We start from the raw sequence: 23,762 nt of genomic DNA on the forward strand, positions 1-23,762 counted from the left end.
ATCTAAATTTTCAATCGTTTTCCCCGTTTCAGGAAAAAACTACCTATATTTAAGGGTTATCATTTGTCACATTTAGGTGTTATAGGATATAATACCGACAGAAGGAATTTTGGGGAAGATTCTTTCCAACGTGCATGGGGAAATTAAAAATACCCAAAACATTGAATGAGGCAAGAATTGCATATGCAATTCTTGCCTCATTTTTATGCTTCATTCGATTCTTCGTTATTTACTTTCACGATAGCAAAGCCTTTGTTATCGATGATCATCGTCTCATCTTCCAGTTGGACAAACTGTTCCATCAAAATTGAATCAGGACGAGAGAGTGTAAGTTGGTCCTCGCCAGTGTTGAAAATACCGATGATCCGCTGTGCCCCCAACTCTCGTTCGAAAATGATCAGGCCATCTTCTTCCGAAACCCAGTTCCAACTCAAGGAACCTTCAGATAAGACTTTTTGGTTGTCTTTGCGTAGTTTGATCAATGACTGGGTGAAATGCAGCAAATCACGATCTTGCTTTTCCTCATCCCAAATCATACATTTACGACAATCCGGATCCATATCACCGGTCAAACCAATCTCATCGCCGTAATACAGGCAAGGAACTCCTTGTTGCAGATACGTAAAGGCCATCACTTGGCGCATCAAGTCTTTGTCTCCCCGAGCCAAAGTTAACAAACGCGGGGTATCATGAGAATCCAAAATATTGAACTGCACTTGGTTGGTTTGCTCCCGATACAACATCAGCTGGTTATTTAATTCCGAGACCATTTTCGTCATGGAGATCTCGTCTTTGACAAAATATTCAATAATTGCATCTGTAAAGGCGTAGTTCATCACTGCATGAAACTCGTCGCCTTGTAACCAGCGTTGAGAAGAATGCCAAATTTCCCCAAGGATATAAAAATCATCTTTGGCCTCATCACACACTTGGCGGAATTTTTTCCAGAAGAAGTGACTAACTTCATTAGCCACGTCCAAGCGCCAAGCATCGATATCAAATTCTTCGATCCAATAACGAGCGATCTTCAACAAATAATCTTGCACATCGGGATTTTCCGTATTGAGTTTCGGCATATGCGGCGTAAAGGCAAAAACATCATAGGTGATGTCATAAGCATCTTCAAAGTTTTCCCCTTCTTTGTAGTTGACAGGAAACTCATTGATGTGGAACCAATCAGCAAACGGCGAATCTTTGCCGTTTTTGATGACATCTAGCCATTGATGCGAAGTATCCCCCATATGGTTGAAAACAGCATCCAGCATAACTTTGATGCCGCGTTTGTGACATTCCTCCACTAATCGTTTAAAGGTATCGTTATCACCAAAAGCAGGATCGATGGCCAAATAATCGATGGTATCATACTTGTGATTCGAATATGCCTCAAAAATCGGACAGAAATAGATCCCATTGATTCCTAGATCGACAAGGTAATCCAAATGATCGATGACTCCTTGTAGATCCCCACCGAAAAAGTCTTGGCGATCGGGATTTTTTGAGCCCCATGGCAACACACCTTCAGGATCATTTGATGGGTCCCCATTTGCAAAGCGCTCAGGGAAAATTTGATACCAAACCGTTTCTTTCGCCCACTCGGGAATTTTGAAACGATCGGCTTCTTGGAAGTAAGGCATCCGAAAATAATTGTTGTTCATTTCTAAATATTGCTGTTCAAAGGGGTAGACCCCGTGATCCCCATAGAAGACATGCAACCCATCGTAACTTTCGATGGAAAAGCCGTAAGACAAACGGCGGAATTCTGCTCCGACCGATACTTGCCAATAATCATGCAAGTCCGTGGAAAGAATTTTTTGCATTTCAATTCTTTGTTGGTACCAAGCTTCTTTATACAGTGTGTAAGGATCACCGCAAAGTAGCTGGACATGGCGGACGTCTTGACGGGCGGTACGCAAACGGATATGCATTTTATCCTTCTCGTACAAATACGCAAATTCACTTTCGGGACGATGATAGATGGCAGTAGTATTCATAGCAGACTCCTTTGACTTGTTTGATATACCCATTGTCGCACAAATCAGAAGTCAAAACAAGAGAAAAACGCAATCGGTTGCTTTATCTAATAAATCGATAATATAGGTCAATATGAAATTAATTCAGCAATTAAAAAGCAAACGATTGCTTCACCCTTTTTTAATCAAACGGTGTCTTCTTCTCACATTGATTGCCAGTCCGTAAAATGTCATATTTCCGCAAGATCCCCACTGCCTCCGTCAACGATTGACTCAACTGCTGGATATCTTCCGCAGCCATTTGAGCGGTTTTGGCATTCAAGCGGTCTTCCACTTGTTTTTTCTTTTGGATAAACAACTGCTTCCCAGCTTCTTCCAAATAAACATTGACGTTGCGACGATTGACGCCATTGGTTTTGCGTACCACAAAGCCAGCCTTTTCCAACCCCGAGATCGAACGACTGATTTGGACTTTTGACGTACCGATTTGCTGAGCCAACTCGGACATCGTAATTCCTTCATTACTAGAGATCACCACGAGTTCCAAGATTTCCATTTTGGTCAATTTTAAATCTTCCAGACCGATTTCTTCAAACAATATGTTTCCCATCAGCGAAAAGATCTCCGCAAACACCGCCATATTGAATGTTCCTAACGCTTTTTCCATACTCTCCCTCTTTTCTGTCTTTAGTTTAGTATAAATTATTTGTTTAAACAATGATAATCGTTGATTTTTGTTAACCATTATGATAGCGTGGTTACATAATGAAAATAATCGTGAAAACGGCAAGAAAAGAGTGACCCCATGTTAGAATTAAAAGATATCAAGAAGTATTATACAGTTGGCGCCAGTACTACGAAAGCCCTCGACGGCGTCACCGTCGCCTTTCGTAAACAAGAGTTTGTTGCCATTTTAGGGCCAAGCGGCTCTGGGAAAACAACCATGTTGAACGTGATCGGCGGCTTAGATAATTACGACTCTGGTGATATGATCATCAATGGCAAATCAACCAAGTCCTTTAAAGACCGCGACTGGGATGCCTATCGGAACAATTCGATCGGCTTTGTCTTCCAAAGCTACAATTTGATCAGTCATTTAGGCATCATCGACAACGTCGAGCTTGGAATGACCTTGAGCGGTGTGTCAAAAGAAGAAAAACGCGCCAAAGCAACCGATGCTTTGACGCGTGTGGGCTTAGCTGAGCATATGCACAAAAAACCAAATCAGCTTTCTGGTGGTCAAATGCAGCGGGTAGCGATCGCTCGTGCCTTAGCAAATGATCCTGATATCCTCCTTTGTGATGAACCTACAGGTGCCTTAGATTCAGAGACAAGTGTCCAAATCATGGAACTGATCCAAGAGCTATCAAAAGAAAAATTGGTCATCATGGTTACTCATAATCCTGAATTGGCCCACAAATACGCTGGACGGATCATTGAATTCAAAGACGGACGAATCATTAAAGATTCGAACCCCCATGTCGAAGGCCAAAAGAAAGACCAATTCGAATTAAAGCACACAAAAATGAGTTTTATGACGGCCTTACGTTTGTCGTTTAACAATATCCGAACCAAAAAAGGGCGCACCTTCTTGACAGCCTTTGCTTCTAGTATCGGAATCATCGGAATCGCCATTGTTTTGTCACTATCAACGGGATTCCAAAAACAAATCGACAATACCCAGTCAGAAACATTAGCTCGTTTTCCGATCACGATCTCACAAGTGGCCACTGAACAAGATCCATCAGCGATGGGTACGCGGGATAAATCTGAAGATTTCCCTTCAGATAAAGAGGTCACTGCCAAATTAAGTGATACGGATCGTGCAACCCATATCAACAAAATCGATCAAGAGTTTCTCGATTACATCAACGACATTGATCCTGAGTTAAGTAACAATATCGGCTACACTCGTTCAACTTCATTGAATCTTTTCCGCAAGATCGATGACAATGTGGAACAAGTCAGCTTCTCCAACGCGTCGCCTGACAATGAACAGACCAATGCCATGATGTCTGCCATGAGTGCCTCAACCGGTATTGGGGTTTCGACTTTCCCTGAGCAGTTATCAGAGGATAACGGCAATTTCTTGAAAGACAACTATGACCTTTTAGAAGGCAGCTACCCAAGTGCCAGCACAGATGTCGTTTTGATCGTCGATGAAAACAACGTAACGAATGTCAATGCATTGATCAATCTCGGTTTTGATATTGAAGATGGTGACACGGTTTCCTTCGACGATATCGTGGGAACAAAAATCACATTGGCGTCTAATGATGCCTTTTACACCGAATTGCCGACTGGAAACTTCATTCCAAACCAAGATTTAAATGAAGTTTTCGATAACAGCAACAACAAAGAATTAACGATCAGCGGAATCTTACGTATCAAGCAAAACTCTACGATGAACTTGCTTTCAACCGGCATTGCCTACAGTGATGCCCTCGCGCAAGAAGTGATCAAAGAAAACCAAGACTCAGCGATCGTCCAAGCACAAAAAGATAGCGACACCAACGTGATGACGAATGAACCCGTTGACGAAAGTGCCAAAGATTCATTGATCGCTTATCTCGGCGGCAGTGATTTACCAAACAGCATTATGATCTATCCAAATGATTTCAGTGCCAAAGAAAAAATTCTTGATTACTTGGATGACTTCAACAAAGGCAAAGACAAAGAAGACCAAATCGTTTATTCCGATTTAGCCGGTACGATGACTCAATTGACTGGCGGCTTGATGGATGCCATCACCTATGTCTTGATCGCTTTTGCAGGAATCTCCTTGGTAACCAGCATGATCATGATCGGTATCATCACTTATACCTCTGTACTAGAACGCACGAAAGAAATTGGGGTCTTAAAAGCATTAGGTGCTCGTAAAAAAGACATCACCCGCGTCTTCGATGCCGAAACCTGTATTTTAGGGATCGCTTCAGGAGCTTTAGGTGTCCTCATTGCTTGGTTAGCCACATTCCCGATCAACGCAATCTTATATAGTATGACTGATCTCGAAAATGTTGCTCAATTAAATCCGGTCCACGGCCTGATCTTGATTGCTGTCAGCACCGTCCTAACGATGATCGGCGGCCACATTCCAGCTCGAATGGCAGCGAAAAAAGATGCAGCGATCGCTTTACGCGCCGACTAATTTTATAAGAAAACCCAGCAGACAGCAGCCATTCCTTTGGCTGCTGTTTTTTTGTCCTTCCTTCTGACTTCCAAAAGGTTTCTCTTGAAAAATCCATAAATGAGGAATACAATAGATTTGTTTTTAGGTATACCTAAAAAGATAGGGTGTGAAACGATGAATGATGAAAAAAAATTGATCCAAGCGGCCAACGGTCCTAGCTTGGAAGAAATAAATAATACAGTTGCCATTCCAAAAAACGGCAGCTTTTGGCGCAATCTCTTAGCGTTCTCTGGTCCTGGGGCATTGGTAGCCGTGGGCTATATGGACCCAGGAAACTGGATCACCTCGATCGGTGGCGGTGCTGAATATGGCTATCTCTTACTTTCTGTGATCTTGATTTCCAGTTTGATCGCTATGCTGCTGCAATACATGGCAGCCAAGCTAGGGATCGTGACCCAGATGGACCTTGCGCAAGCAACTCGTAAACACACCAGCAAAGGTTTAGGCTTTGTCTTGTGGATCGTCACCGAATTGGCTATCATGGCAACGGATATCGCGGAAGTGATCGGAGGAGCGATCGCTCTCAATCTACTATTCGGCTTACCTTTATTAGTTGGGGTCATCTTAACGATTTTCGATGTATTGCTTCTGCTCTTTTTAATGAAATTGGGTTTCCGAAAAATCGAAGCGATCGTCATGACACTGATTTTGGTCATTATGCTGGTCTTTTGTTACGAAGTCATTATTGCTCAACCAAATTTGCCTGCTGTCTTGCAAGGCTTTATTCCCCAAAAGCAAGTCTTGAACCATGGACAGCTGACAATGGCGTTGGGGATCGTTGGTGCGACTGTGATGCCGCATAATCTCTATCTGCATTCTTCGATCTCCCAATCACGAAAAATCGATCGCAGCGATACCCAAGAAGTGGCAACGGCCGTGCGGTTCGCTACTTGGGATTCCAATATCCAATTATCCGCTGCCTTTTTGGTCAATTGCCTGCTTTTGATCTTAGGAAGCGCCTTGTTCTTTGGTCATAGCGAAGAAGTCGGCACCTTCTCCGCGCTGTTCGATGCTTTGCAAGATTCCTCCATTGCTGGTGCTGTCGCCAGTCCAGTCTTGAGCGTTCTGTTTGCCGTGGCGCTCTTGGCATCTGGTCAAAATTCAACGATCACTGGGACACTGACGGGGCAAGTCGTGATGGAAGGATTTATCCATATGAAGATCCCTACTTGGGCGCGACGTCTGATCACCCGTGGCTTATCGGTGATCCCCGTCTTGCTTTGTACGATTTACTTTGGCGGCAACGAACAAGCCTTGGACGATCTGCTGATTTATTCGCAAGTCTTTTTAAGCATCGCCTTACCCGTTTCGATGATTCCGTTGGTTCTTTTTACCAGCTCAAAAAAAATCATGGGGGAACGCTTCAAGAATCCGCTATGGGTCTCTACCTTAGGCTGGATCTGTGCCATTGCACTGACGGTCTTGAATGTCCGCTTGATCATCGAAACACTCGGCAACTTCTAATATCGAAAAAAGCTTACGAGCTAGCCTCGTAAGCTTTTTTTGGTTAATTCGTTTCTAAATCATGTAAAAACAGACCGCTCAACAGTTTTGGTTCAAACCAAGTTGATTTTGGCGGCATAATTTCTCCCGCATCGGCGACTGCCAAAAGATCGGCCATTTGCGTTGGATACATGGAAAAGGCCAATGTCCATTCTCCGCTATCTACCAAACGTTCCAATTCTTCTGGACCACGAATTCCGCCGACAAAATCAATGCGTTTGTCTGTCCGCACATCTTGGATCGCGAAAATATCAGCCAGCACGTATTGTTGTAAAAGCGACACATCCAGCTGTCCTACCGCATCTTGCGGCACAGATTCCGGTTTGATGGTCAACTCCCACCACGCATGGTTTAGGTACAGATGAATCGAACCACGTTGCGCTGGTTTCTTCGTTGTAGTTTCTTGAATCGTAAAATGCTGGGCTGCCTGCTCAAAAAAGGTTTCTGGCACTGGTACCCGCAAGACCCGATTGTATTCCCAAATCGCTAATTCATTTTCTGGGAATAAGATTGCTAAAAAGCGGTCGCTTTCTTGGCTGCTTTGGCCATCGGCTCGCTTTTGCAAGCCAACTTTAACTGCTGACTCTGTACGGTGATGTCCATCCGCAATATAGAGGGCATCTACAGCCTGAAACTGCTGGGCAAAAGAGGCGACTAGCGCTGGATCATCGATCAGCCAAACACGATGCTGCACCTCATGATAGCTGACAAAATCATAGATCGGCGCATGCTCTGCTTGCCACGCATCGATTGCTTCTTTGACTGCTGCTGGTTGGCGATAGCTCAAGAAAATCGGACTTGTATTGGCATCACATGCCAGAATGTGATTGATCCGATCGATTTCTTTTTCTGGACGGGTAAACTCGTGTTTCTTGATTTTCCCAGCGACATAATCATCGATCGAGGTACAGGCGACAAGCCCAGTTTGACTTCTGCCAGCCATCGTCAATTCATACAAATAATATGCGGGCGCCGTTTCTTGAATCAACCAGCCTTCTTCTTGAAAAGATGCAAGATTTTCAGCCGCTTTTTGATACACCTGTGGATCATAAGGATCGATTCCTGGCAAGTCGATCTCCGAACGGTCGATGTGGAAATAGCTGTAAGGATTGCCTTGCGCAAACGCTGCGGCTTCTTGTGAATTGACCACGTCATAAGGCAGCTCGGCCACTTTTTCTGCCAATGAGGCTTCTGGACGAATGGCTTTAAACGGAAATACTTGAACCATTAATACCCAACCTCCTGATTTTTGATGACCCGTACACGAACGATATTTTCGTTCTCCCGCAGTTTATCGGCTAATTGATTCAACAATGCCTCATCTTCAGAAGCGACATCGGCTAGGGTGTAAGCAAAGTCTTCCCGTCCACGATTCAGCATATTGTCGATATTGATCCCAGATTCCGCAATGATCGACGAAATCTGACCTAACATATTCGGTACATTGCGATTGATGATCGTCAGACGATAAGGCGAATGAAAAGCCATCTCAACGGTTGGAAAATTCACCGAGCGCTTGATGGTCCCGAATTCCAAGAATTTTTTCAATGTTCGGGCTGCCATCTTGGCACAGTTGACTTCAGCTTCTTCTGTTGATGCACCTAAATGCGGCAAGACGAGTACTTTTTCATTGTGCAGCAATTGTTCATCTGCAAAATCAGTCGTATAGCCCGCTAAACGGTCGGCTTTTAATGCACGTAAAACGGCATCTGTATCGACGATTTCTTTACGGGAAAAGTTGAATAGTTTCGTTGTTGGTTTCATTTTCGCAAGTTCGGCTTCCCCGACGAGATGATGGGTGTTTTCCATTAGCGGTACATGAACCGTAATAAAATCACAGGTTGAAAAGACTTCCGCAATATCATTGGCACGCTTGACCCGACGAGAGATCGTCCAAGCAGTATCCACTGACACGTAAGGATCATAACCGACTACTTCCATCCCTAGACGATAAGCATCGTTGGCAACCATCGCTCCAATAGAACCAAGGCCGATGATTCCTAACTTTTTACCTTCTAACTCTGTTCCAGCAAATTGACTTTTTTGTGCTTCTGCTTGTTCTTCCACATTATCACCGTTCAAGGTTTGGACCCATTGGGCACCTCGTAAAATCGGGCGGACACTTAAGAGCAGACTAGCAATCACTAATTCTTTGACCGCATTGGCATTGGCACCGGGTGTATTAAAGACGACGATCCCTTTTTCAGTACATGCTTTGACGGGAATGTTGTTGGTCCCAGCCCCTGCACGAGCAATACCTAAGACACTTTCAGGAAAAGCGTAATCGTGCAATTTCTGGCTGCGCAGCAAAATCCCTTGCGGTTGGTCGCTCTCGTTGATGGCATACTTTTCTTTTTCTAAACGCTGTAATCCTTCTGGTGCGATCGCATTGAATGTTTTGATTTGGAACATTTATTTGACCTCCGCTTCAAATGATTTCATAAAGTCGACTAACGCTTGAACGCCAGCTAATGGAAAGGCATTGTACAAGCTTGCTCGCATTCCTCCAACGGAACGATGCCCTTTCAAGTTCTCAAAACCAGCTTTGACAGCTTCTTCATTGAAGCGCTGATCTAATGCTTTATCCCCTGTTACAAAAGGAATATTCGTTAGTGAACGGCTATCAACAGCCACAGGACTACTGTAAAGAGCAGAGGCTTCGATCGTTTCGTATAAAAGCGCCGCTTTTTGGCGGTCTTGTTCTAAAATTGCAGGAATGCCGCCTAATTCTTCCAACCATTCAAACACCAATTTAGCAATATAGATAGCATACGTTGGTGGTGTATTGTACAATGAGTCATTTTTAGCCTGTAGACGATAATCCAGCATTGGAGAGAAAACAGCATCATCATTGAGTAAATCTTCTCGGATGATCACTACCGTCAACCCTGCAGGACCAATATTCTTTTGGGCCCCAGCATAAATCACACCGAAGTCTTCTACGCGATAGTCATTGGCTAAAATATTTGAGGACATGTCTGCTACGATCGGCACATTGCCAGCCTGCGGAATCGTTTGAAAGGCCGTCCCTTCAATGGTATTGTTCGTGGTGATATGCAAATAAGCCGCTTCTTGATCGATCGCATCTTCTGAAATTTCTGGAATATAAGTAAAGTTTTGATCCTCACTAGAGGCAATGACTTCCACCGTCACGTTTCCAAGCGCTTTTGCTGCTTCAATAGCTTTCTTCGACCAAGAACCGGTATTTACGTATAAGGCTTTTTTGTTTTGTGCAAGATTCAAAGGGATCATACTGAATTGGAGACTCGCGCCGCCTTGTAAAAACAGTACCTGATAGTTTTCAGGAATTCCCATTAATTTTCGTAAAAGTGCTTCTGCATCTTTAATGATTGCTTCAAACAAGGAGGACCGATGACTCAGCTCCATAACGGACATCCCACTTCCGCGGTAATTCAAAAGTTCGGATTGTGCTTTCTCCAATACGGGACGGGGCAATACGGCAGGACCAGCTGAAAAGTTATAAACTGTCATACAAAAAATCTCTCCTTTATGTTAGATGTGAAAATCATTATAACAGATAGCCGAAAATGAAAAAAGCCTTAAAAGAGAAAATAATTTTGAATTTTCAGAAAAGACTACCAATTTCTTAACGTTCGTCATTTCGGCATTTTTTCAAATAGCCAGCGAGAAATTTCATTGTAAACGATCTCGCGGTTGCGCTCATTCAAAATCTCATGACGGCCATGTTCGAGCAAATACATCGTCACGTCAGCATTTTGCTTCAGTTGCTGAGCCAATTGGCGGACGCTTTTGCCATAGTGCCCAACAGGATCGTCTCCACCTGAAATCAGCAGCAGCGGCAATTCTGAATCAATCTTGCGCAGTTGATCCGGATCACTGGCAGCTTGTGTCAATGTAAAGAGATCCTTGTAAGCTGCTAAAGAAAAATGAAATTGGGTGTAAGGGTCCTTCAAATAGCGATCCACTTGTTGCGGATCACTGGTCAACCAATCCTTGGCGGTCCGATTGGGACGAAAACGCCGGTTGTGCTGGCCAAAAACTAGCTGTTCCATTACGTGATAAGGCCATTGCTGAGCGGCAAACGGCCGCAACAAGTTCGTAACGAGTTTACCTCCTTGCATCAGCACGGCTTTTTCCATCGTGGTGCCCATGATGATCGCTCCTGTCAATGGATGTGGCTGACTAAACAAATAATTCCGCAAAACCAGCGATCCCATACTGTGACCTAAGATAAAGTATGGTCGGTCTGGATAGCAAGCAGCGGCGTACTGATGGACTATTGCCACATCTGCCACTAAATGTTTGGCACCCTCTTTTTCACCAAAATGCCCATAAGCCTGTGTGTCCTTCACGGATTGCCCATGCCCTAAGTGATCATGACCGACCACCGCATAGCCTTGCACAGTCAAACATTCCGCAAACTCGTGGTAACGTTCAATGTGTTCGATCATTCCGTGAACGATTTGCACGACTGCTTTCGGCTGTTCTTCTGGCAGCCACGTTTTGACAAAAAGCTGATCCTTCCCATTTGATGAAGTCAGCTTTTCTTGATTCATCCTCATAGTTCGCACCTCTTTTGCTTTTTCTTTTCCCTTCGCCAAATAAAACGGTCGTTTTCTTTATTATACATGGAATTTTAGGCTATGGCGGTAGGAGTTGGGAATTTTCAAGGATAAAAAAATCCTGCCACATAGTCTAAAGACAAAGTAGCAGGAGTCAAACGATAATCACCCATCGCTTGGATTAAAAAAACTTCCTCATTATTCTTTATTGGAATTTGACGATTTCTAAACGATCAATACTTAGCGTATCCACCCCAATCTCAGACGAAAGGGTGATTTCCTGCGCCCCTTTCGGTAACTTCATGCGGACTTGTAGCGGTTGATAATATTCGGAAGGATAGACATCCACCACGTGGTTTGCTTGTTTCGTTTCAATCCTGACCTGAATTGGGTCATTCAAGGAGAGATAATCAGTGGTTTTGACATAGGCAATCACCAGAAATTCGTCTGCTTCTTCAATCTGCGGGGCAAAGATAATTTTGTCAGTCGTTGATTCAAAGCCTTGGACGACTTTCTTAGAGAGTGCTGCCTCATCTTCGACAAGCACTAAATCGCCCTCCAGCAAAGCACGGCTAGCAGTTAATCGCAGTCGATTGGGCTCAGCTTTTGGCAACGCTTGAACATGCCATTCATCCAAAGGAGCTTCCATTAGAATTTTATCCTCTTGATCCCAACCAAACTTTTGTAAGCGGATCGAACGGTTCCAGCCCGAATGATCCCACCGAGCAGCATGATAAATCAGCCAGTCTTCAGAACCATCTTTTGATTTGGAAAATCCATTATGACCAGGTCCATAGACAGTGTTTGTCTGTTGGAAAATCGGCGCTGGTTCCTTTTGCCAGTTCGCTCTTTCTAGCGGATCATCAGCCACATCTAGGGTCATAAGACCAAGAGCGTAATCATTGTCCCAGCTTCCACTGGCAGAGTATACCAAATTGACTGTTTCGTCTTTGATCATCACTTGAGGGGCTTCATTGATCAATGGTGTTTGCCGCATTTCCCATTCATATTCTGGTTCTGAGATAAGTCGTTTCTCCCCAATCACTTCCGTAGGGGAGGCCATTTCCGCTAAATAAAGATTTTGCGCGACATTTTCATACCCTTCCCAGCCCGACCAAAGGAAATAGCGTTTGTCATTGATCTCTAAGACTGTTCCATCAATCGCAAATTTATCATCCATCCCTTTGATCTCTTCCAATTGCCACTCACCCATGTAAGGATCTTTTTGATGATTGACTAATGCGTACATACGATGTGTTTCTGAAGGACGATTAGCCGCGAAATACATCACCCAGCGATCATCTAAGTAATGAAGCTCAGGTGCCCAGATACTTTCAAATTCTGCTGGCATTTCCCAGATGATCTTTTTTTCACCAGCAGCAACGTGAGAGAGGTTATCAGCACGCCAAAGCGTTAAATTATTCCCAGTCGTTTTGGTATAATAAAAGAACGCTTCCGTTTGCAAGATCCAAGGATCTGCCCCATCATTATCGATAATTGATGTAAAATCGGACACTTCTTCCCCTGGATCAGTTCCAGCGCTACAACCGGTTATCATAAGCGCAGCAATCAAGATACTTACTCCACTGAGCCAAGCTGCTGATTTCCCCATCGGACATCGCTCCTTTCCTTACCAATCATTTTATTCTATCTGTGGTGGATGAAACTGCTCATTGATCTCTTTAATCGCTGCCAAATCAACTTTTGGTTGGCGGTCATAGGTCAGTAATCCATTGATTTCTTGTTCAACATCTGTCAACTGAGTGTAGCAATAGCCCCAGAGTCCGACAGAATCATAAACAGCTGTCATGATTCGCTGATAATCCTTCAAGAAATCTTGTTGATTTTCCACTGAGGTATAGCCCCAACCGGGTTGCCCCGAAACATCGAAGCCAATACCGCCAAACTCAGTCAATAAAATAGGCTGATCCTGATAAGAAAATCCTCCAGCGAAAATCGGCCAGGGGGTCGATACTCGATTTACCAATTTTTCTCTCGTGCTGAGACTGTCTTTGAAGTATAGATATTTTTGCCGCTCAGATTCTTGCCCATGCGCATAATTATGAATCGCACAAATATCTGTCTCCGTCATCGCCCAACCATCATTTGAAATAACCAACCGTTGCTGGTCTAGCGAATGGATAAAGTGATACATTGCTTGAGAAAAATGCTGTTGCTGACGATCAAATGATATTTTTGGTACACCCCAGCTCTCATTGATTGGTACCCAAGTAACGATCGAAGGGTGACTATAGTCCCGAGTGATGATCTCTGCCCACTCTTGCATCAAACGCATCACAGAACGATCGGTATAGATTGCCGGCGCCGCACACTCTCCCCAAACAAGAAATCCTAATTTATCTGCCCAGTATAAAAAGCGTGGGTCTTCTGTTTTTTGATGTTTTCGGCAACCATTAAATCCCATTTCTTTGGCCAATAAGATGTCTTGTTTAAAGTCCTCATCTGTTGGTGCAGTTAACAAACCGCTCGGCCAATATCCTTGATCGAGCACCAGCTTCTGGTAGTAAGGCTTGTTATTTAAGTAAATCATACCGTTTTCTGTATGTATTTTACGCATACCAAAATAACTTTTTAGCTGATCGATGGCATTCCCTGCTTCTCTAAGCGTCAATTCAACATCAAATAATTGCGGCTTTTCAGGTGTCCAAGACCAGCCTTCGTGGTGAAAATTCGTCCGAAAAATTTCTTGCTGGAAAATATCAACTGCAAAACTCAACTTAGAAGTGATAAAGTCTGCCTTTCCGCTGGTAACTAAAGCATCTTTAAAATAGATTTGATATTCTAAGACTACTTGCGGCTGTAACTGGTTCAGTTCTACATCGATCTTCACGGCGCCAGCATCAAAATCACTCGTAAATTTCACCTGTTGCAGATGGGTTTCAGCAACTACTTCAAGCCAGACTGGCTGCCAGATCCCTGTTGAGTTTGTGTACCAGATTCCTGCTGATTCTTCTTCCCAAAATTGTTTCCCCCGTGGAATGCTTTCATCAAAATGCGGGTCAAATGCTCGCACACTTAGTATTTGCTCTTGTCCAGATACTAGAGCATCCGTGATGTCTATAGCAAACGAGGTATGCCCTCCGCAATGATTTTTCACATGATTGCCATTGACAAACACATCTGCTTCATAGTCCACCGCCCCAAAATGCAAAAGGACACGACTTTTTTCAGGGACTTGCACATTGAAGGTCCGATAATACCATACAACGTCGTGCACTTCTCGATGATCAATGCCGCTCAATGCACTTTGATAGACAAAGGGAACATTGATCTTGTACGGATAGTTTGCTTCATTTGTGTACCACTTTTCTTTTAAACCAAGATTTTGGTCATCAAAGGTAAATTGCCATTCACCATTTAAGCTTAACCAATTCTCTCTCTCAAATTGCGGTCTCGGGTATTCTTCTCTACTCATATTTCCTCCAAAAACAAATTATTTTATGCCACTTTGCAACGACATTGACGCCATAAAGCTTTTTTGCGCCACCAAATACAATAAAAAGGTAGGGATCAAAGCCAAGATTGCTCCGGCAGTTCCAATTCCCGGATAGGTCATGTATTGCCCTTGTAGCAACTGCAGCCCCGGTGTAATCGGTAATTTATCAATATCGTTTATCACGATCGATGGCCACAAGAAGTCATTCCATGAGCCAGTAAAACTAAATAACGCAACCACCGTCAATACAGGTTTGATCAGTGGTAAGATAATATGATAAAAGATTTGAAACTCGTTGGCCCCATCGATCACAGCCGATTCATCCAATTCTTTAGGAATCCCTAAAATGAACTGCCGAACGAGGAAAATGTTATAAACACCTGCAGCCCCAGGAACGATGACTGCCAGAAATGTATTGGTCCAACCTAACGTATCAACGATTTTAAAATTCGGGATCAAATTGACCACCCCGGGAAACATCATCGTTCCTAACAATAGGGCAAAAATCAAATCTCTCCCCTTAAAGGTGAGTCGTGTATAGCCATAGGCTGCAAACGAGACGATCACCATAACCAACAGCGTATGTGAAGTTGAAATAATCATTGAATTCACAAACCAGCGGAACACAGGAGAAGAATCATTGCCTTGTAACAAGCCCAAAAAGTTAGTCAGCGTCCAATCTTGTGGAATCAAACTGAACCCAACCTTTTGAATCTCTGCCTCCGATTTAAACGAGGTAAAAATTGCCCATATCAAAGGAAAGAGCCAAATCACACAGACGATCGCTAGCAAAATAAAGGCAATTCTTTTCCCTAGTTTGTTTTCTCGCATCTTCTTCCCTCCTATCTTTCCATTTTTTTGATGACCATAAATTGCACAATCGAAACTGCCATGATTACAAAACCTAGTAAAATAGCCATCGCTGAAGAAATTCCTGCAACCGAGGTACTACTACCAAAAGCATTTTCTTGGATGTACATCATCAACACGCGAGTAGAATTGTTGGGTCCGCCACCCGTCAACATTAGTGGCTGACCATAAATATTAAACTGAGCGATGGTCGTCATGACCGTGGTAAAAACAAGCTGGTTGCGAATACTCGGCAAAGAAATACGGAAAAATTTCGTTATACTATTTGCACCATCTAATTCTGCTGCTTCTAACTGCTCTTTAGAGACGCCATTTAATGCAGCAACATAAATAATTAGATTCCCACCTAATGTCCACCAAATCGTCACGATCAAAATAGCGATCCATGCCCATGGTTGCGTGCCTACAAAATTGATGTCGATACCGAATACTTCTTTGATTGGCCCAAAAGATTTGCTCAAAAGGAACCCCCAAATAATCATGACGGCAGAGATTGCAAACAGTGTTGGCAGGTAGAGAATCGATTGAAAAAAACGCATCATTTTTGGTTTAGCATATAATGCAACCGCTAGTAACAAGGGAATTACAATACATAACGGAACGGAGATTGCCGCAAAAAACAGCGTATTTTTCATTCCATTAAAAAATTGCGTATGATACAACGAGTCTTGATCAAACAAAATCGTTTGAAAATTATCAAACCCGACAAAAATCGGTGTACTGAACAGATCCCATTCAGTAAAAGAAACATAGATCCCAATCACTGCAGGAACTAAAAAGAATAAAAGAAAAAGGAGCATATGCGGACCAATAAAAACGATTGGCCAGCCATTTAACCTTTTTTTCATCAATACCCATCCTTCCTTGTATTTCTAGTGCAGCTCTCAACAAGAAACGACTGTGACAGCCCTTTAAGCCTCCCCATCAGAATTCCTCCCCTATCAAAAAATAGACTGAATTCTTTTTATGGTCGCTCTTCCTTCTGCCACAGCCTCTATGTGAGAAGATTATTTCATCTTTTCTTCTACAACTTTTTGGATCTCACCAAACGTCGTTTGAATATCTGCTTTTCCTGTGATCATGTCCCATGAGCGATTATCATATTCACCAAAGATATACGATAAGCCATCAACTGCGTTAACAGAAATTGCCGCTTGTCCTTTTTCTGTCTTCAATAAGAAGGATTGTGGCATCTCAACATATTCTTCATTGTCTAGCATAGCTAAGGAAGTAGGATTTGCACCTGATTTGACCCACTCTAATTGGTTTGCTTGTAACCAAGTCAGAAAGTCGACCATGCCACTTTTCTTTTCATCGAAACGTTCCTCGTTCGTTTTGAACATTGCAAACTGATCGACGCCTGAACCTTGAATGATATGTTCCGCATCCCATTGAGGAGTAAATGTTTGGCCCCAAGTGAAGTCACTGATTTCTTCCATATTACTTAGCATCCATGTTCCTTCTGGAAGAAAAATCAGCTGCTGGTTTGCAAAAAGTTTATTTGCATCTTCACCATCTGGGACCATGTAGCCGGCATCGTACAGATCCTTAAACTCTTGAACGGCATTGTAAGAATACTCATTATCGATATTGATGTTTCCTTGTGCATCTTGCCATTCCCCACCCATTTGTTGGTAGAGATTCGAATAATTCTGCATGCCCCATGTATAGCCAAAACTATAGATACCATCTGCTTTTGCTTTTTCCCCAGCTTGTCTGATTTCTTCATACGTCACTACGCCATCATCCAACGCTCCTGGAACATATTTATCCACCAAATCTTGGTTGTAATACATCACCCACGAACCCATGGTTGCCGGAATCCCATATTGACTATCATCCACTACACCAGTGTCCCAAGCAGCTTCAACGTAGTTTTCCCGTGCCAATTCTGTCCCATCGATCATGTCATCCCAAGTTTCAAGCATGTCTTGGTGTTTGTAAGTAGGCAAAGCTTCTGAGGCAATCAAAGCCAAATCAGGAACACCTTTCCCCGATTTCCCCGCAGTCGTCAACTTTGAAGTAAAGGTGTCACCTTGCATGCTTACTAACTTCACTTTAAAGTCTGGGTCTGTTTCATTGTATTGATCAATCGTTTTTTTGATTTTTTCACCGTCTGGTCCTGTCGTCGAAGACCAAAGCAAAATTTCTGAATTATTACTTGAGCTACCACTCCCGCCACAAGCAGCTAACAACACTGTACATAATAAGCTTGTCCCTACTAAAACAATAGATTTACTTACTTTCATTTTTTACACTCCTTTTAATTTAACTAAAAAGTAAAATGACATCCAATTATCAATAAACATAATCGTTAGACTATCGTCAAATAATGTTTACACCGTAAAGTTACTATAAATATAAAGCGCTGTCAACATTATTTTAACAAGGCATAACCAAAAATTATATCATTTTACTATTTTGTAAATCCACAAGGTTGTGTTATAATTAAACTATCTTTTCATTAAACATTTTAGTATAACGAGGTGATCGCTATGGAATTGGATTTAACAAACGCATCTTTACCGATCTACGAAGCACTGGCAAATGAAACTCGCTTAGCGATTTTAAGAGAATTAGGCGATAAGAAGAAAAGCATCAGTGAAATTGGACAAAAATTAGCAATCAGCAATGCTTTAATGACCAAACATATCCGTAAACTCGAAGAAGCTCAGTTGATCAAAACCGAAAAAGGATCGGGGCAAGACTGGAAGAAAAAATATTTGTCTCTAAAAACTGATTTCATCAATATCAATTTCCCAGCAAAAGTGTTTCCAGAAATGAATCTAACCTCCCAATCTGTGAAAATCGGCCACTTCACCGATTTTAAAGCTGAGCCTTCTTGTGGAATGGCGACCAAAGACCGCTTGATTGGCGCCTTAGATGATCCAAAATCTTTTCTGGATCAAGAACGTGTTGATGCAAGTATCATCTGGCTAAATAACGGTTTTTTAGAATACAAAATCCCAAATCCTTTGAAAAATGGTGAAAAAATCGAATTACTGGAAATCAGTATGGAGATCGCTTCAGAGTTCCCAATTTCGAATAACTATTGGCCCAGTGATCTTTCCTTTTACTTAAACAATCACTGCATCGGTAGTTACACCGTACCAGGAAACTTTTCGGATGTCAGAGGTTCTCTGACTCCGCAATGGTGGATCGATGAGTTCAGTCAATATGGATTGCTTAAGCATTTACGCATCAATCGCTATGATACTTCCCTCGATGGAGAAAAATTAACAGATCACAACCTGAATGAAATCGACTTAGACCACAGTGACTTTTTCACCTTTAAAATTGCTGCACCTGCAACTGCCGAAAACGCTGGTGGTTTGACCATTTTCGGCGATCGATGGGGAAATTATCCTCAAGATTTATTGTTCAATTTTTACGTATCGGAATGACTGTTGTCGTTCCATTACACAAAAAAAGCACGTAGCGAAGAGAGACCACTCCCTCAGCTAGTGCTTTTTTCTATTCTCTTACGCTGTGGCAAAAATGCGTTCGATCAACTGCATCACTGCTCGGACTTCTTCGTTTTTAACGATAGGTTCGGCACCGTTGCGTACAACGTTGTAAAAATTCTTGTAGAAAGGTTCAAAATCCACTTCGGCTTTCGGGAAAGGAATCTCTTTGGCTGCCAATTCCGATGGCGGTGCCATCGTTTTCGTCAAGCCAACGCCTGCTTGAACTGGTTTTGGTGCGGCCACGTCTTCGCGACCTGTTGCCTGAACCATTTCACCATTTAGATCCCAATCGGTGATGGTGGCTGTTCCTTCCGTTCCTTTGATGTACCAGCGAGGCAATTGCGTGTAATTGGAGGTTCCAACTTCCACGATTGCTTTGACCCCATTTTCAAAGGTAATCAAAGCGAAGAACCCATCATCGACTTCTTCCCCCAACACAAAGCTAAGATCCACTTTGACGTCTTTCACTGGGCTGTCGATCAGCCATAGCATTTGATCTAGCAAGTGAACGCCCCAGTCTAAGAGCATTCCCCCGCCTTGTTTTTTCACATGACGCCAGTCTCCTGGGATGCCGTTTGCCCCTTGGACCCGTGATTCTAATTGGAACAAATCGCCGATCTGTCCATTACGGTACAGTTCGCGTACAAGTAAAAAATCAGGATCCCAACGGCGGTTTTGGTGAACCATAAAGGTATTGCCGGTTTCTTGGGCAACCGCCACGATCTCATCTAGTTCCGCAGTATTCAGCGCAACAGGCTTCTCGCAAACAACATGTTTGCCTGCTCTCAATGCAGCGATCGATAACTCTTTATGCAAGTCATTAGGTGTGGCGATCAATACTGCTTCGATCGTCTCATCGGCTAAGACTTCATCATAGCTTTTAAAGATCTTATGGCCTTTTTCTTGTGAGATCGCTTGACGTTCTTCATTGATATCGTAAGTTCCTACGATGTGGATTCGTTCGTTTTCATTTGGTAAGATATTGTGGACATGGTACGCACCCATGCCGCCATATCCGATTACTGCAAAATTGATTGCACTCATGTCTGACACTCCTCGGTTTTCTTCTTATGCCCACCACATGGATGAAGCTTCTTCACGGATCATAATCGTCTTCAAGTTGCTGATGGCACGATTCAGTCCTTCATCAATGGACATGATTGGATCTTCATGCTCAATACTCAAGACATAATCATACCCATAAATTCTAAGTGCAGAAATAATATCTGACCAGACTTGTAAGCTGTGGCCGCAACCGACTGAACGGAAGGTCCAAGCTCGGGTTTTGACATTGCTATATGGCTGCATGTCCGTCAAGCCATGCATGTTGATATTGTCTTGGTCCAAATACGTATCTTTGGCATGGAAGTGATGGATCGCATCGGCTTCCCCTAAGATTTTGACCGCTGCCACTGGGTCGATCCCTTGCCACCATAAATGACTTGGATCCAAGTTACAGCCGATGGCTTTACCCGCAGCATCCCGCAGTTTCAACATCGTATAAGGGGTATGTGCCAAAAAGCCGCCATGAAGTTCGATCCCGATTTTAACACCAGCCGCTTCCGCTTCCGTGTTGATGCCTTTCCAATAAGGAATCAGTTTTTGTTCCCATTGATAATTATAATTGTCATCGTATTCCGTCGGCCATGGCAATACTGGCCAGTTGACTTGTGTATCTGTTGCATTTCCGCCTGAAACGCCTGAAAAACCATTCACAACAGGTACATTCATTAAGCTGGCTAATTTGATGGTTTTACGCAAAAGTTCATCGGCTTCTTGCGCTTCTGCTTTTAGTGGAGAGATTGGGTTGTTGTGACAGCTCAAAGCTGAGATTTCCAATCCTTTATCAGCTAATTTTGCCAAGTATTCTTTTCGCTCTGCTTCACTTGCTAGTAAACAGTCAATGTCTAAGTGGGCATTGCCGGGAGAACCACCGGTACCGATCTCAACGGTTTGGAGCCCTTTTTTCGCTACTTCATCGATCATTTCTTCAAAGCTAAGTTGATTGAATAACGGGGTAAAAACACCTAATTTCATTTTCTTTCCTCCTCAATTGCTTGAAAATGCCCATATGTTGGGTAACGATTTTCTGTTGGTGCACACCAGCGAGCCGCATTTTGGATCACTTTTTGCACTTTGGGATTGTAATAGCTTGGGAATGTCTCATGACCAGGCTGGAAATAGAAGATTTTGCCATTCCCACGGCGGAATGTACAGCCGCTGCGGAAAACTTCACCACCAGGGAACCAGCTGACAAAGATCAATTCATCCGGCGCTGGAATATCAAAGTGCTCGCCATACATTTCCTCTTGCTCTAGTTCGATCCATTCGCCGACTCCTTCAGCGATTGGGTGGCTTGGATTAACATTCCAGATCCGCGCATGCTGATCGTCTACCCGCCATTTCAAATCGCACGACGTTCCCATCAACGTTTTAAAGATTTTCGAAAAGTGGCCAGAATGCAAGACGATCAGTCCCATTCCTTCCCATACACGCTGCTGCACACGAGCAACGATAGCATCATCGACTTCTTCATGCGCCATATGGCCCCACCAAACCAACACATCCGTGTCAGCCAATACTTGCTCCGTCAACCCATGTTCTGGTTCATCAAGGGTCGCCGTTCGTACTTGAAAATCATCCTCTGCTAAAAACTTGGCAATTTGACCATGGATTCCTTCTGGATACATTTTTTGGACGGTCTCATTCGTTTTTTCATGACGAAACTCGTTCCATACCGTAACATGGATCATTGGTAGACCTCCTCTACGATGTCTTTTAATTGCAGATAATCAATCCCGCTGGCTTCTAAAGGAGCGAATTTTTGAAACGCTTCCTGCTCGACGATCAGCCATGGTAGTTCTAATGCTTTAGCTGCTTCTACATACGACTTAATTGGTAAAATCCCATTGCCGATCTCGGTGCTTTCCTGCGGCTGCTCTTGCATATCTTTGATATGAACCAAGCCGACCTTCGTTTCGCGTTCCTTTAGCCAAGGTAAAATAGCCACGTTTGCAAAGGCTAACCAGTAAAGGTCGGCTTCCAAACGCAGTTGCGGATTGTCTTTGATCAGTTCATCGATCATGGATTTTCCAGCAACTTCAGTAAATTCATGGGCATGGTTGTGGTAGTAGCAAATCAGCCCTTCTGCCTGCAATTTTTGGGTGATCTGGGTTAGCTCCGCAGCAAAGGCTTGCCATTTTTCCAAAGAATCAAAGCTGGCATACGGAATCACGATCCGTTGATTGCCAATCGTTTTTTCAAAAGCGACGGTTTCTTCAAAACGATCTTGCAATGCTTCAAACGGGATATGGGAAGCCGCGACCGCCAAATCCAACTGCTCCAGCATTTCTTTGATCTGAACAGCGCTGTGTCCATGATAACCGGCAAATTCAACACCGTCATAGCCGTTTTGTTTTACTGTTTTCAACGCATCAAAAAGATTTGTCTTGCAGTCCTCTTGAATACTCCAAAGCTGTAAAGCGATTTTCGGTTTTGTCATTTATGCTCGCTCCTTTTCTTCCAGCAGTTCTTATAGGTAGACTGGCTCACCGGTTTGCGATGATTTGTAGATCGCTTCTAAAATCTCCGTCACGACCATTGCTTCTTCAGGTTTGACCACTGGTTCGGTATCGTTGATGATCGCATGGATCCACGATTGTGCTTCTAAAATTTCTGGCGTCTCCCCGTTTCCTTCATAAAAATCAACGCCGCCTGTTTCAAGTTCGATATTTTTTTCATACAGCAAACTGTGGTCTTCTCCGTTGATGGTCAAACCGTTGTTCATATCCGCACCCGCTTTGCTGCCCATCAGTGTCGTTTTGGCTTCTTTCACATCCAAGCTGTTGAGCGCCCAGCTAGCTTCTAAGAAAATCGTTGCGCCATCTTCCATGACCACAAAACCAAAGGCCGAATCTTCTACTGAGAATTTCTCTGGATCCCAAGGGCCCCAAGCATTTGCGGCATTTTTGGTTTGCGACAACTCATGATACGCTTTTCCGACAACAAATTTTGGTTTGTAATTGTTCATCATCCATAAGGTCAGATCCAATGCGTGGGTACCGATATCGATCAACGGACCGCCGCCTTGCGCTTCTTCATCAAGGAAAACACCCCAAGTTGGCACGGCCCGACGACGGATCGCATGAGCTTTCCCAAAATAAATGTTTCCTAATTGTCCTTCGGCGCACACTTCATGAAGATAACGAGAATCTTTTCTAAAACGGTTTTGGTAGCCGATCGTGAGTTTTTTCCCTGTTCGGTTAGCTGCTTCGATCATTGCTTTGGCTTCTGCCGCTGTTTTTGCCATTGGTTTTTCACACATGACATGACAATCCGTTTCTAGTGCGGCAATCGTCAACTCAGCATGTGAGGCGTTCGGTGTACACACATGGATCACATCTAGATCAGCTTGTGCCAACATTTCTTGATAATCGCTGAATACTTGGGCATCTTCGGTCCCAAATGCTGATTTCGCTTCAACTGCACGTTCAACCAGCAGATCACAAAAGGCAACCATTTCTACTTCTTCTACTTGAGACAAGGCAGGCATGTGCTTGCCGTTTGCGATCCCACCGCACCCAATGATTCCAACTTTAACTGTCATATCTTTCCTCCTGAAAACGCTTATTATTTTCTACCTCCTCATTATAGCGAAACATCGAAAGCAGTTCTTCCCAGTTTCCATTGAAAAAATTCCCGAAAATTATCTTATGAAACTTTAACAAAAAGAACCACTCCACAATTTATGAAAAGCGCTTA

Annotated in this window: 19 protein-coding genes; 3 read left to right on the forward strand and 16 right to left on the reverse strand. The window is 43.3% G+C overall.

The genetic code is table 11. From position 1 onward, the window contains the following. Nucleotides 1-203 precede the first annotated feature (203 nt). Nucleotides 204-1,991 (reverse strand): glycoside hydrolase family 13 protein, encoded by a 1,788-nt coding sequence (locus tag CXM95_RS14910; RefSeq protein ID WP_034872136.1) that lies wholly within the window; start codon nt 1,989-1,991, stop codon nt 204-206. Nucleotides 1,992-2,151: 160 nt separating this feature from the next. Continuing rightward, entirely contained in the window at nt 2,152-2,637 is a 486-nt protein-coding gene (locus CXM95_RS14915) for a MarR family winged helix-turn-helix transcriptional regulator (RefSeq protein ID WP_034872137.1), read from the reverse strand. Nucleotides 2,638-2,775: 138 nt separating this feature from the next. On the opposite strand from CXM95_RS14915, the gene CXM95_RS14920 reads away from it, so the two are divergent. Together CXM95_RS14920 and CXM95_RS14925 are read left to right on the forward strand one after the other, a co-directional pair. Next, nucleotides 2,776-5,118, forward strand: coding sequence for an ABC transporter ATP-binding protein/permease (locus tag CXM95_RS14920; protein ID WP_008380388.1), 2,343 nt, complete (start codon nt 2,776-2,778; stop codon nt 5,116-5,118). A gap of 156 nt (nt 5,119-5,274) precedes the next feature. Then, nucleotides 5,275-6,624, forward strand: coding sequence for an Nramp family divalent metal transporter (locus CXM95_RS14925; RefSeq protein ID WP_005231816.1), 1,350 nt, complete (start codon nt 5,275-5,277; stop codon nt 6,622-6,624). Nucleotides 6,625-6,667: 43 nt separating this feature from the next. On the opposite strand, the gene CXM95_RS14930 is transcribed toward CXM95_RS14925, so the two are convergent. From CXM95_RS14930 to CXM95_RS14970, 9 genes are all read right to left on the reverse strand, one after another. Further along, entirely contained in the window at nt 6,668-7,891 is a 1,224-nt protein-coding gene (locus CXM95_RS14930; RefSeq protein ID WP_101699343.1) for a DUF1015 domain-containing protein, read from the reverse strand. After that, the gene (locus tag CXM95_RS14935) at nt 7,891-9,075 is read right to left on the reverse strand and encodes a phosphoglycerate dehydrogenase (protein WP_005233935.1); all 1,185 of its coding nucleotides are present in this window, start codon (nt 9,073-9,075) and stop codon (nt 7,891-7,893) included. Before CXM95_RS14935 ends, CXM95_RS14930 begins: the two co-directional genes overlap by 1 nt. Then, nucleotides 9,076-10,155 (reverse strand): 3-phosphoserine/phosphohydroxythreonine transaminase, encoded by a 1,080-nt coding sequence (gene serC, locus CXM95_RS14940; protein ID WP_101699344.1) that lies wholly within the window; start codon nt 10,153-10,155, stop codon nt 9,076-9,078. It lies immediately after the preceding gene. Between the two features lie 125 nt (nt 10,156-10,280). Next, entirely contained in the window at nt 10,281-11,207 is a 927-nt protein-coding gene (locus tag CXM95_RS14945) for an alpha/beta fold hydrolase (protein WP_101699345.1), read from the reverse strand. 205 nt (nt 11,208-11,412) lie between these two features. Further along, nucleotides 11,413-12,819 (reverse strand): glycoside hydrolase family 43 protein, encoded by a 1,407-nt coding sequence (locus CXM95_RS14950; protein ID WP_101699346.1) that lies wholly within the window; start codon nt 12,817-12,819, stop codon nt 11,413-11,415. A 30-nt stretch (nt 12,820-12,849) separates the two neighbouring features. Beyond that, nucleotides 12,850-14,643: a glycoside hydrolase family 2 protein gene (locus CXM95_RS14955; RefSeq protein ID WP_087664606.1), complete on the reverse strand. Its 1,794-nt coding sequence runs from the start codon at nt 14,641-14,643 to the stop codon at nt 12,850-12,852. Between the two features lie 18 nt (nt 14,644-14,661). Beyond that, complete coding sequence (locus tag CXM95_RS14960) at nt 14,662-15,495, reverse strand: carbohydrate ABC transporter permease (protein WP_061053283.1); 834 nt, start codon at nt 15,493-15,495, stop codon at nt 14,662-14,664. Nucleotides 15,496-15,506: 11 nt separating this feature from the next. Beyond that, nucleotides 15,507-16,382: a carbohydrate ABC transporter permease gene (locus CXM95_RS14965; RefSeq protein WP_101699347.1), complete on the reverse strand. Its 876-nt coding sequence runs from the start codon at nt 16,380-16,382 to the stop codon at nt 15,507-15,509. Between the two features lie 159 nt (nt 16,383-16,541). After that, on the reverse strand, nt 16,542-17,783 hold the full coding sequence (locus CXM95_RS14970) for an extracellular solute-binding protein (protein WP_101699348.1): 1,242 nt from the start codon (nt 17,781-17,783) through the stop codon (nt 16,542-16,544). A 246-nt stretch (nt 17,784-18,029) separates the two neighbouring features. Here CXM95_RS14970 and CXM95_RS14975 point away from each other — a divergent pair, with 246 nt between their 5' ends. Continuing rightward, nucleotides 18,030-18,938 carry an ArsR/SmtB family transcription factor gene (locus CXM95_RS14975; protein WP_008380365.1) on the forward strand — a complete coding sequence of 303 codons (909 nt, stop codon included), beginning with the start codon at nt 18,030-18,032 and terminating at the stop codon, nt 18,936-18,938. A gap of 78 nt (nt 18,939-19,016) precedes the next feature. On the opposite strand, the gene CXM95_RS14980 is transcribed toward CXM95_RS14975, so the two are convergent. From CXM95_RS14980 to CXM95_RS15000, 5 genes are read right to left on the reverse strand one after another with little or no spacing between them, the layout of a single operon-like run. Then, on the reverse strand, nt 19,017-20,045 hold the full coding sequence (locus CXM95_RS14980; RefSeq protein ID WP_101699349.1) for a Gfo/Idh/MocA family protein: 1,029 nt from the start codon (nt 20,043-20,045) through the stop codon (nt 19,017-19,019). A 24-nt stretch (nt 20,046-20,069) separates the two neighbouring features. Beyond that, nucleotides 20,070-21,038: a sugar phosphate isomerase/epimerase family protein gene (locus tag CXM95_RS14985; RefSeq protein WP_101699350.1), complete on the reverse strand. Its 969-nt coding sequence runs from the start codon at nt 21,036-21,038 to the stop codon at nt 20,070-20,072. Further along, entirely contained in the window at nt 21,035-21,754 is a 720-nt protein-coding gene (locus tag CXM95_RS14990) for a ThuA domain-containing protein (RefSeq protein WP_074536784.1), read from the reverse strand. Before CXM95_RS14990 ends, CXM95_RS14985 begins: the two co-directional genes overlap by 4 nt. Continuing rightward, on the reverse strand, nt 21,751-22,503 hold the full coding sequence (locus CXM95_RS14995) for a sugar phosphate isomerase/epimerase family protein (RefSeq protein WP_008380356.1): 753 nt from the start codon (nt 22,501-22,503) through the stop codon (nt 21,751-21,753). Before CXM95_RS14995 ends, CXM95_RS14990 begins: the two co-directional genes overlap by 4 nt. Before the next feature lie 30 nt (nt 22,504-22,533). Then, a complete protein-coding gene (locus tag CXM95_RS15000; protein WP_101699351.1) occupies nt 22,534-23,607 on the reverse strand; it encodes a Gfo/Idh/MocA family protein in 1,074 nt (357 codons plus the stop codon). Nucleotides 23,608-23,762 lie beyond the last annotated feature (155 nt).

It is taken from the genome of Enterococcus sp. CR-Ec1, assembly GCF_002850555.1.
GTDB classification, from domain to species: Bacteria; Bacillota; Bacilli; order Lactobacillales; family Enterococcaceae; genus Enterococcus_D; species Enterococcus_D entomosocium.

Coding starts and splice junctions, on each gene's coding strand:
- CXM95_RS14930 (WP_101699343.1), bottom strand. CDS start 7,891: ATGGTTCAAGTATTTCCGTTTAAAGCCATTCGTCCAGAAGCCTCATTG.
- CXM95_RS14970 (WP_101699348.1), bottom strand. CDS start 17,783: ATGAAAGTAAGTAAATCTATTGTTTTAGTAGGGACAAGCTTATTATGT.
- CXM95_RS14985 (WP_101699350.1), bottom strand. CDS start 21,038: ATGAAATTAGGTGTTTTTACCCCGTTATTCAATCAACTTAGCTTTGAA.
- CXM95_RS14915 (WP_034872137.1), bottom strand. CDS start 2,637: ATGGAAAAAGCGTTAGGAACATTCAATATGGCGGTGTTTGCGGAGATC.
- CXM95_RS14965 (WP_101699347.1), bottom strand. CDS start 16,382: ATGAAAAAAAGGTTAAATGGCTGGCCAATCGTTTTTATTGGTCCGCAT.
- CXM95_RS14990 (WP_074536784.1), bottom strand. CDS start 21,754: ATGATCCATGTTACGGTATGGAACGAGTTTCGTCATGAAAAAACGAAT.
- CXM95_RS14935 (WP_005233935.1), bottom strand. CDS start 9,075: ATGTTCCAAATCAAAACATTCAATGCGATCGCACCAGAAGGATTACAG.
- CXM95_RS14960 (WP_061053283.1), bottom strand. CDS start 15,495: ATGCGAGAAAACAAACTAGGGAAAAGAATTGCCTTTATTTTGCTAGCG.
- CXM95_RS14955 (WP_087664606.1), bottom strand. CDS start 14,643: ATGAGTAGAGAAGAATACCCGAGACCGCAATTTGAGAGAGAGAATTGG.
- CXM95_RS14980 (WP_101699349.1), bottom strand. CDS start 20,045: ATGAGTGCAATCAATTTTGCAGTAATCGGATATGGCGGCATGGGTGCG.
- CXM95_RS14910 (WP_034872136.1), bottom strand. CDS start 1,991: ATGAATACTACTGCCATCTATCATCGTCCCGAAAGTGAATTTGCGTAT.
- CXM95_RS15000 (WP_101699351.1), bottom strand. CDS start 23,607: ATGACAGTTAAAGTTGGAATCATTGGGTGCGGTGGGATCGCAAACGGC.
- CXM95_RS14975 (WP_008380365.1), top strand. CDS start 18,030: ATGGAATTGGATTTAACAAACGCATCTTTACCGATCTACGAAGCACTG.
- CXM95_RS14945 (WP_101699345.1), bottom strand. CDS start 11,207: ATGAGGATGAATCAAGAAAAGCTGACTTCATCAAATGGGAAGGATCAG.
- CXM95_RS14920 (WP_008380388.1), top strand. CDS start 2,776: ATGTTAGAATTAAAAGATATCAAGAAGTATTATACAGTTGGCGCCAGT.
- CXM95_RS14925 (WP_005231816.1), top strand. CDS start 5,275: ATGAATGATGAAAAAAAATTGATCCAAGCGGCCAACGGTCCTAGCTTG.
- serC (WP_101699344.1), bottom strand. CDS start 10,155: ATGACAGTTTATAACTTTTCAGCTGGTCCTGCCGTATTGCCCCGTCCC.
- CXM95_RS14995 (WP_008380356.1), bottom strand. CDS start 22,503: ATGACAAAACCGAAAATCGCTTTACAGCTTTGGAGTATTCAAGAGGAC.
- CXM95_RS14950 (WP_101699346.1), bottom strand. CDS start 12,819: ATGGGGAAATCAGCAGCTTGGCTCAGTGGAGTAAGTATCTTGATTGCT.